This is a genomic window from Spongiibacter sp. (assembly GCF_041602295.1).
In the GTDB taxonomy this organism is placed as follows: Bacteria; Pseudomonadota; Gammaproteobacteria; order Pseudomonadales; family Spongiibacteraceae; genus Spongiibacter.
This window is the reverse complement of record NZ_JBFIGO010000124.1, coordinates 1-6891: the sequence shown is the minus strand read 5'-3', so window position 1 is coordinate 6891 and position 6891 is coordinate 1. Positions and strand designations below refer to the sequence as shown.

Below are 6891 nucleotides of genomic sequence, written 5' to 3'. Positions count from 1 at the left end.
CGTTGTCCGCGACGATCGACTTCCACCGCGCGACGAGCTGTACTACGCCATGTTCGACCCCGCCGCCCCCAAGACGCCCATCCGCATCGACCACTTTCCTGTAGCCAGCCATGCTATTTGTGCGCTGATGCCGGCACTGCGAGAAGCCCTGCAAAACAACCCCGTACTGCGCCAGCGGCTGTTTCAAGTAGAATTTCTCAGCACCCTAAGCGGCGACATGCTGGTCAGCCTAATTTACCACCGCCGCCTAGACGACGACTGGCAACAGGCTGCAGAGCAACTGCGCGAGCAGCTTAATATCGACATTATCGGCCGCAGCCGTAAACAAAAACGGGTTTTAGGCCGCGACTTCGTCGACGAGTGCCTAGCAATCGCGGGAAATCACTATCATTACCGTCAATACGAAGGCGGCTTTACCCAGCCCAATGCCGGCGTTAACTGCAAAATGATAGAGTGGGCCATCGACCACAGCCCAAACGACCAAACCCGCGACCTGCTGGAACTTTACTGCGGCAATGGCAATTTTACGGCACCGCTGTCGCGCTGTTTCCGGAAAGTATTAGCCACCGAAATTTCAAAAACATCGGTAAAAGCCGCCAGAGAAAATTTCGCCGCTAACGGCCTCGGCAATATCGACATCCTGCGCATGTCCAGTGAGGAATTCACCACAGCGCTCAATGGGGAGCGCCAATTCCGACGGATGGCCGACCTGTCGCTGGAGGATTACGACATTGGCTGCGTGCTGGTAGACCCGCCCCGCGCCGGACTGGATGACGGCACGCGCGAACTGGTTGCACGCTTTGACCGCATTATTTATATATCTTGTAATCCACACACCCTGCAGCGTGACTTACAATGGTTGATGAACAGCCATCGTGCCGAGGCCTTCGCACTGTTCGATCAGTTCCCCTACACTGAGCATATGGAGTGCGGCGTCATCCTGCAAAGAGCCGACCAATAACAATCAAAAGAAAATATCGGAGAATCTATGACCGTCAAACTCACCGACAAAGAACTGAGCGACGCCATGAAACGCCTGCCAAAATGGCGCTTGGAGGACGGGAAATTAGCGCGAGAACTTCAATTTGACAACTTTGTAGCCGCTTTCTCATTCATGACACGTGTCGCCATACGCGCGGAAAAAATCGATCACCACCCCGATTGGTCCAATAGCTATAACCGCGTAGCAATCACCCTGATCAGCCATGATGTGAATGGCCTGACCGCCCGCGACCTGGCCCTGGCGGAAGCCATCGATCAGGAGTTCCGCTCTACAGCACACTGACCCCCATCTCCTGAAGCCTGCGGCTGAGATACTCGTCCAGGGCGTCCAGATCCTCCGGGTGTATGTCGATAACCGCTATCGCGCGCTGAGCGCAAATTTCAGCCCGCGCCATGCGGGCTGACAAGGCATCGGAATGCTCCTGGCCTCCCCACACTTCGATACACAGCTGGTACCTGGGCAGATAAAAATCCACATCGCCCGCAGCGGGCGCTGCCAGGGGCTGATCCACTGCGTAATGCAATCCGGCAAAATACAGCCAATTCGCCACCCGGCGATGCGCATCACTGGCGCAGCGCTTGCCGTCCACACTAATGCAGGGGCTGAGCAAATCGTCGGCACTGAGGCTGCGCTGCTGCAGGGCCAGAAGCGGCGGGTGGGCCAACATGTCTTCGGGCCACATGACATAGCTCTGGCCACTCTGAGGATTTTCACAGGGTTGTGCACCCAACTTCATACCGCTGGGAGTTGCCTCCCAGCCACGCTGCCCCGGAGCAATATAGCCGAGAGCACAGAGCAGTCGATTTAACTGCCGCGCCGACACCCCCAAAGGCCGCCCAAGGTCCGCCGCAGACAGCAGTCGCTGGCTCTCCATCGCCTGGAAAAGCGGGTGCTCAATAATGGCCGGCGGCCAGACGATATAACGCCCGTAGCGCTTGCTGTTAACATAGCGCCCACCTTCGAATTCGCCCTTGGCGGTCAACGCCCAATTGTCTTCGGTCTTGCGTATCCAGCCGTAGTCTTTAAGGGTGGCGAACAGCTGCTGCACCGGCAGCTCTAGCTGGCGGGCCAATGCTGATGTCGACAAGCCATCCTGAGGCAAAACTTAAGCCCTCGGGTAACGCGCCTGCAGGGCGCTGTAAACCTGATCGGCAAAGTCAGCGGCCTGATCATCCAACTCGACAAGAATCTCAACAAGGTGGACATTGTCTTCACGGCCGCTCCAGGTTTTCACATAACTGCCGTCTTTGTAGCCGTGATCCTGGCGAAAAAAGTTAAGTACATTTTTGCCGACGTACTGACGGTACAAGCTGCTGAAATCCAGCCCCACCGCATGCAACAAGTCGCGAAACAAGGCCACGGAAAAAGACTTACTACTCAAGCTGTGGCTGGCCAGCGCCTCGGTCGCAGTCAGTACATCGCCGACAACTGGACTGCTGCTGGCCAACTCATCGACCATCCGCCGCGCAATATCTTCGTGACTGAGACCCGGCTCAAACAAGGCGCTCATACCGAAGTGCCAAATATCCACGACCTCCAGCTGCACCTGCTCGAGGTCAGTGGTCTGCTTCTTCCACCATTTGTAGCCTTGGTGATCCATCAGCTCGCCGCACTCAATCCACACCGCGCGATACCATTCATAGCGCTGTGCTATCCACTGTGGATGAACGCGCTGATTCATGCGGTCCTGCATTCCCAGCATGGTTACAAAAGCTTGAAGTTGAACGAGATCGGACACCTGAAAATCCCCATCATTGGCAAACCGCCACATCATAAAGCAATTGGGGAAAAAAGGCGCGAGGCGGTGGCCGGCGCAGTGCAGACTTACAGGTTTCGAGAACGCCGAAACTGCTCGGCCAGTGCCGTCAGCCGGCGCACGCAGTTACTGTCCAAGCCCCGGCGCTCATCACTCTCGACTAGCGGCAAAATAACCGCAGGTATTTGCGCAGCAAAGTTGGCCGCATATACCAAGCGCCGCTGCTCAGGCCAAATCACCACAGAAGAGCTGGGACCGTGCATGGTATAGCGTTTACTTCGTACTCGGTTGGGCTTCCACATAGCTTAATCCTTAAGCACAGTCGCGTTTATGGATGGTTCCTAAATGCACCCTAATATTCCGGCCACAGGAAAAATCGACCACCGGTAGTGCGACATCACATAGCAAGGCGGCTACCGCACCTTCGGGCAAGTCTGGCAGGCAGATTAATTCCTTGGGCTGCTCGCCATAGGGGAAATAGATCAGCAAGTCGTGATGAAGCTGGGGGTTTTCATGACTCGACTCACAGAGTTCAAAGCAGGCACCGTCGATCCTTCGCGGAAACACATGATCCACGCCTAGGTGGCTCACGGTACCGTTATCATTGTAACCAAGGAGATAGCTGGCAATGAGCATGTAACCTCCACACAATTGACTAACAGTGAGGCAAGTATCGCCAGCGACCGACTAAATCACCATCAGGTCATTTACTTATCAAACCCTTACTGTCGAAAGCCACGGCGGTTAAGCCCGCCAGAGGGCTGGGCCTGCGTACTGCGCCAAGGATTAATATCCAGCCCGCCACGACGCAAATAACGCGCGTAAACAGTCAACTGCTGCGGCTCACAAGCCTGCTGCAGATCACAAAATATCTGCTCAACACACTGCTCGTGAAAGTCATCCTGCTGGCGAAAAGACACCAGATAGCGCAACAAACTGACCTCATCCAACTGCGGACCAAGGCAACTAATACTGATGCTCGCCCAGTCGGGCTGGCCGGTCACAGGGCAGCGGGAACGCAGTAAATGGCTGTAATAGGACTGCTCCACAAGGCCGCTACCACGACAGCTGAGCAGCTCCCGACTTGGCTGGTAGCTAGCAACGTCGATATCGAGATCGTCGAGGCAGTGGCCAGCCATGGGCTGGATTGTAAGGGCCTCGGGCCAACTCTCTGGCAAATGCAACAACACCGCGACAGGCGCGCCACAAGCCGCCGAAAGATCGCGCTCGAGGCAGGCCTGCACCTCTGCCGGCGATGACCAACGACTCTGATTAAAGGAATTTAAATAAAGCTTAAAAGACTTAGATTCAACAATGCTGGGCGAGGACGCCGGGAAATGGAACTCGCCGCAGGCAACTTGCGGCTTACCCCGCGTATTTAACCAGGACATTTCAAAGGCATTCCAGATATCCACACCCGCAAACGGCAGTGTGCCAGTGATACCCAAGCGCCGCCGGCCTTCGGCTCTGGCAATAGGGTATAAAACACTGGGGTCGTAATACTCGGGATAATCAACCTGAGCACCTAGTGGGCCGTGACCATTCATTCCTCGCTCCCCTACTGACGCAAGCGCTTACCGCTGTTAAGCAAGTACATGCAATAGCCGTACGCCAATAGCGTGAACACCGCCACCATGGCAAACGCGCTCGCCACATTGACATCGGAAACGCCGAGCACGCCATAGCGGAAGGCGTTAACAATATAAAGCATGGGGTTGAGCCGCGACACACCGGCCCAGAACTCCGGCAACAGATCGATAGAGTAAAACACCCCTCCCAGATAGGTCAGCGGTGTCAGCACGAACACAGGCACGATCGACACATCATCAAAATTATTGGCAAATACCGCGTTGATAAAGCCCGCCAGCGAAAACAACACTGAGGTCATCAGCACGATACCAATAGTCACCGCCACATGCTGAATATGCAGGCGGGTAAAAAACAGCGACAACAAGGTAACGATCAAGCCCACCAACAAACCGCGCGCCACACCGCCCAGCACATACCCCCACAACACGGTGTTGTTCGACATGGGTGACACCAGGATTTCTTCGACAAAGCGCTGGAATTTCGCGCCAAAAAACGAAGACACAACATTGGAATAAGCGTTGGTGATCACCGACATCATAATCAATCCCGGCACCACAAACTCCATATAGCTAAAGCCCCCCATCTCGCCGATGCGCGAACCGATCAAGGCCCCAAAAATAATAAAATACAGCGACATGGTAATTGCTGGCGGCAGCAGGGTTTGCATCCAAATACGCAAAAACCTGCGCACCTCTTTGCGCACTATGGTTACAAAGGCTATCCACTGTTCTCGGGCTGTCATAATCCTGGCATCTCCTTGCGTATGGCCGCTATTTCTTCGCCAGCAGCGATACGAATAATTCTTCTAGGCGGTTAGCTTTGTTACGCATACTCGTGACCTCGATACCCTGAGCGCTAAGCGCAGAAAACAGCGTATTGAGCGAGGCGCCCTTTTCGATCGCGACCTCCAGCATTTGCTCATCGGTCTTCTGAGATTCGAAGCCCTCAAGCACGACCGTCTCCGGGAGAGGCTCCTTGCTATCGAGCACAAAGGTTTCTCGGTGCAACTGCTTCAACAGCGTTTTCATCGCGGTGTTTTCGGCAATTTCGCCGCTGTCGATAATGGCGATGTTGCGGCACAGACTTTCCGCTTCTTCTAAATAGTGAGTGGTCAATATAATCGTGGTGCCACGGCGGTTGATATCTGCTAAAAACGTCCACATCGAACGCCGCAGTTCGATATCGACCCCTGCGGTGGGCTCATCCAAAATCAGCAGACGCGGCTCGTGGACCAAGGCGCGAGCAATCATCAATCGACGCTTCATGCCACCGGAAAGCATTCTCGAGGCAACATTGCGCTTGTCCCACAAATCCAGCTGGCGCAGGTACTGCTCAGCGCGCTGGGCGGCTAGGTCTCGGCTCAAGCCGTAATAGCCCGCCTGGTTGACCACGATGTCCCACACGGTTTCAAAATTGGAGAAATTGAACTCCTGGGGAACCACACCGATCTCTTTTTTAGCCAGCGCCAACTCACTGTCAATAGAGTGGCCAAACACGCTGACACTGCCGGCCGTTTTCTTCACCAGCGAGCAGATGATGCCAATGGTTGTCGACTTGCCGGCGCCGTTAGGGCCGAGCAACGCAAAGAAGTCACCCTCCTCCACACACAAGTCGATACCCTTAAGAGCCTCAAAACCATTGTCGTAGACCTTGCGCAATCCCTTGATCTCCAAGGCTTTGCTCATAGTAATTTCCCATCGTCAAATTAGCGATAACGGCGCGTATTTTGCCACGGTCGACAGATCGAATACACTGACGCGCCAGCCCCCCAATACGGAGCCATTGTGAACAGCCGATCCCAGTACTTCCAACACCTGTTCGAACAGTTTTTTGAGCAGTGCCGCAGCGGCCTGCCCGGCCACGGCAACTATACCGAAGACGCCATCAGTGAACTTCTAGAGGACTTTGCGCAGCTCAGTAACAAGCTGGCCGGCGACGACGCCCTGGAGTGCGGACAGTCACTACTGTGCCGAATCATCGCACACTTTCCCGATCTCACCCCCATGATGCACCGCGATTTGCTGTGGTATTTTGGCGGCGACTGCCTGCACTTTCTCAGCGACAGCGAGCTAGAACAATACCAACAACTGGAAGAACGCTACTATCAGCAAACCGCGGCAGAAGATGACAGCCAAAGCGGCCACTACCGCGACTTGCGCGCCAAGGTATTCGGCATGCACTGAGACAACGCGGGTGCCGCGGCGCCCGCACACTAAATTTCAGGCATAAAAAAAGCGAAACGCTGGCGTTTCGCTTTTTAAATTGGAGCGGGAAACCGGGTTCGAACCGGCGACCTCAACCTTGGCAAGGTTGCGCTCTACCAACTGAGCTATTCCCGCAAATTTCGTCCTGCTGTCCAGCAGATCAAAACTGCGTGGCGGAAATATTATTTCTAACAATTTCCTCTGTCAACAGCGACTTAGAAAATTCTTCTCAAGTCATTTGCTGTGACAATCGAACTGAAAAACTACTTCAACTCGACACAATAAATGGCGTCCCCTAGGGGACTCGAACCCCTGTTACTGCCGTGAAAGGGCAGTGT

The 6891-nt window shown here is 54.6% G+C and carries 10 protein-coding genes and 1 tRNA gene; 3 read left to right on the top strand and 8 right to left on the bottom strand.

Annotation, left to right across the window (positions count from 1 at the left end; all coding sequences use genetic code 11):
• Together trmA and ABYM29_RS14075 are read left to right on the top strand one after the other, a co-directional pair.
• Positions 1 to 961 (top strand): tRNA (uridine(54)-C5)-methyltransferase TrmA (gene trmA / locus ABYM29_RS14080; protein WP_372865416.1); only part of this gene is annotated, 961 nt, incomplete at its 5' end.
• Positions 962 to 988: 27 nt separating this feature from the next.
• Positions 989 to 1285, top strand: coding sequence for a 4a-hydroxytetrahydrobiopterin dehydratase (locus tag ABYM29_RS14075; protein ID WP_372865415.1), 297 nt, complete (start codon positions 989 to 991; stop codon positions 1283 to 1285).
• Here ABYM29_RS14075 and ABYM29_RS14070 read toward each other — a convergent pair.
• The 7 genes from ABYM29_RS14070 to ABYM29_RS14040 form a co-directional block, all read right to left on the bottom strand.
• The gene (locus tag ABYM29_RS14070) at positions 1272 to 2090 is read right to left on the bottom strand and encodes a hypothetical protein (RefSeq protein WP_372865414.1); all 819 of its coding nucleotides are present in this window, start codon (positions 2088 to 2090) and stop codon (positions 1272 to 1274) included. The genes ABYM29_RS14075 and ABYM29_RS14070 overlap by 14 nt on opposite strands.
• A gap of 18 nt (positions 2091 to 2108) precedes the next feature.
• Positions 2109 to 2705, bottom strand: a complete 597-nt coding sequence (locus ABYM29_RS14065; protein WP_372865417.1) for a dUTP diphosphatase — start codon at positions 2703 to 2705, stop codon at positions 2109 to 2111.
• 122 nt (positions 2706 to 2827) lie between these two features.
• The gene (locus ABYM29_RS14060; protein ID WP_372865413.1) at positions 2828 to 3061 is read right to left on the bottom strand and encodes a hypothetical protein; all 234 of its coding nucleotides are present in this window, start codon (positions 3059 to 3061) and stop codon (positions 2828 to 2830) included.
• A gap of 10 nt (positions 3062 to 3071) precedes the next feature.
• Entirely contained in the window at positions 3072 to 3395 is a 324-nt protein-coding gene (locus ABYM29_RS14055; RefSeq protein ID WP_372865412.1) for a hypothetical protein, read from the bottom strand.
• A gap of 86 nt (positions 3396 to 3481) precedes the next feature.
• Positions 3482 to 4306: an NADPH-dependent 7-cyano-7-deazaguanine reductase QueF gene (queF, locus tag ABYM29_RS14050; RefSeq protein ID WP_372865411.1), complete on the bottom strand. Its 825-nt coding sequence runs from the start codon at positions 4304 to 4306 to the stop codon at positions 3482 to 3484.
• A gap of 11 nt (positions 4307 to 4317) precedes the next feature.
• Positions 4318 to 5091, bottom strand: a complete 774-nt coding sequence (locus tag ABYM29_RS14045) for an ABC transporter permease (protein ID WP_372865410.1) — start codon at positions 5089 to 5091, stop codon at positions 4318 to 4320.
• A 28-nt stretch (positions 5092 to 5119) separates the two neighbouring features.
• Positions 5120 to 6034: an ABC transporter ATP-binding protein gene (locus tag ABYM29_RS14040; RefSeq protein ID WP_372865409.1), complete on the bottom strand. Its 915-nt coding sequence runs from the start codon at positions 6032 to 6034 to the stop codon at positions 5120 to 5122.
• Positions 6035 to 6133: 99 nt separating this feature from the next.
• On the opposite strand from ABYM29_RS14040, the gene ABYM29_RS14035 reads away from it, so the two are divergent.
• Complete coding sequence (locus tag ABYM29_RS14035; RefSeq protein ID WP_372865408.1) at positions 6134 to 6532, top strand: PA2817 family protein; 399 nt, start codon at positions 6134 to 6136, stop codon at positions 6530 to 6532.
• Between the two features lie 80 nt (positions 6533 to 6612).
• Here ABYM29_RS14035 and ABYM29_RS14030 read toward each other — a convergent pair.
• A tRNA-Gly gene (locus ABYM29_RS14030) sits at positions 6613 to 6688 on the bottom strand.
• Positions 6689 to 6891: the final 203 nt, after the last annotated feature.

Coding starts and splice junctions, on each gene's coding strand:
- ABYM29_RS14075 (WP_372865415.1), top strand. CDS start 989: ATGACCGTCAAACTCACCGACAAAGAACTGAGCGACGCCATGAAACGC.
- ABYM29_RS14065 (WP_372865417.1), bottom strand. CDS start 2,705: ATGCTGGGAATGCAGGACCGCATGAATCAGCGCGTTCATCCACAGTGG.
- ABYM29_RS14060 (WP_372865413.1), bottom strand. CDS start 3,061: ATGTGGAAGCCCAACCGAGTACGAAGTAAACGCTATACCATGCACGGT.
- ABYM29_RS14055 (WP_372865412.1), bottom strand. CDS start 3,395: ATGCTCATTGCCAGCTATCTCCTTGGTTACAATGATAACGGTACCGTG.
- queF (WP_372865411.1), bottom strand. CDS start 4,306: ATGAATGGTCACGGCCCACTAGGTGCTCAGGTTGATTATCCCGAGTAT.
- ABYM29_RS14045 (WP_372865410.1), bottom strand. CDS start 5,091: ATGACAGCCCGAGAACAGTGGATAGCCTTTGTAACCATAGTGCGCAAA.
- ABYM29_RS14040 (WP_372865409.1), bottom strand. CDS start 6,034: ATGAGCAAAGCCTTGGAGATCAAGGGATTGCGCAAGGTCTACGACAAT.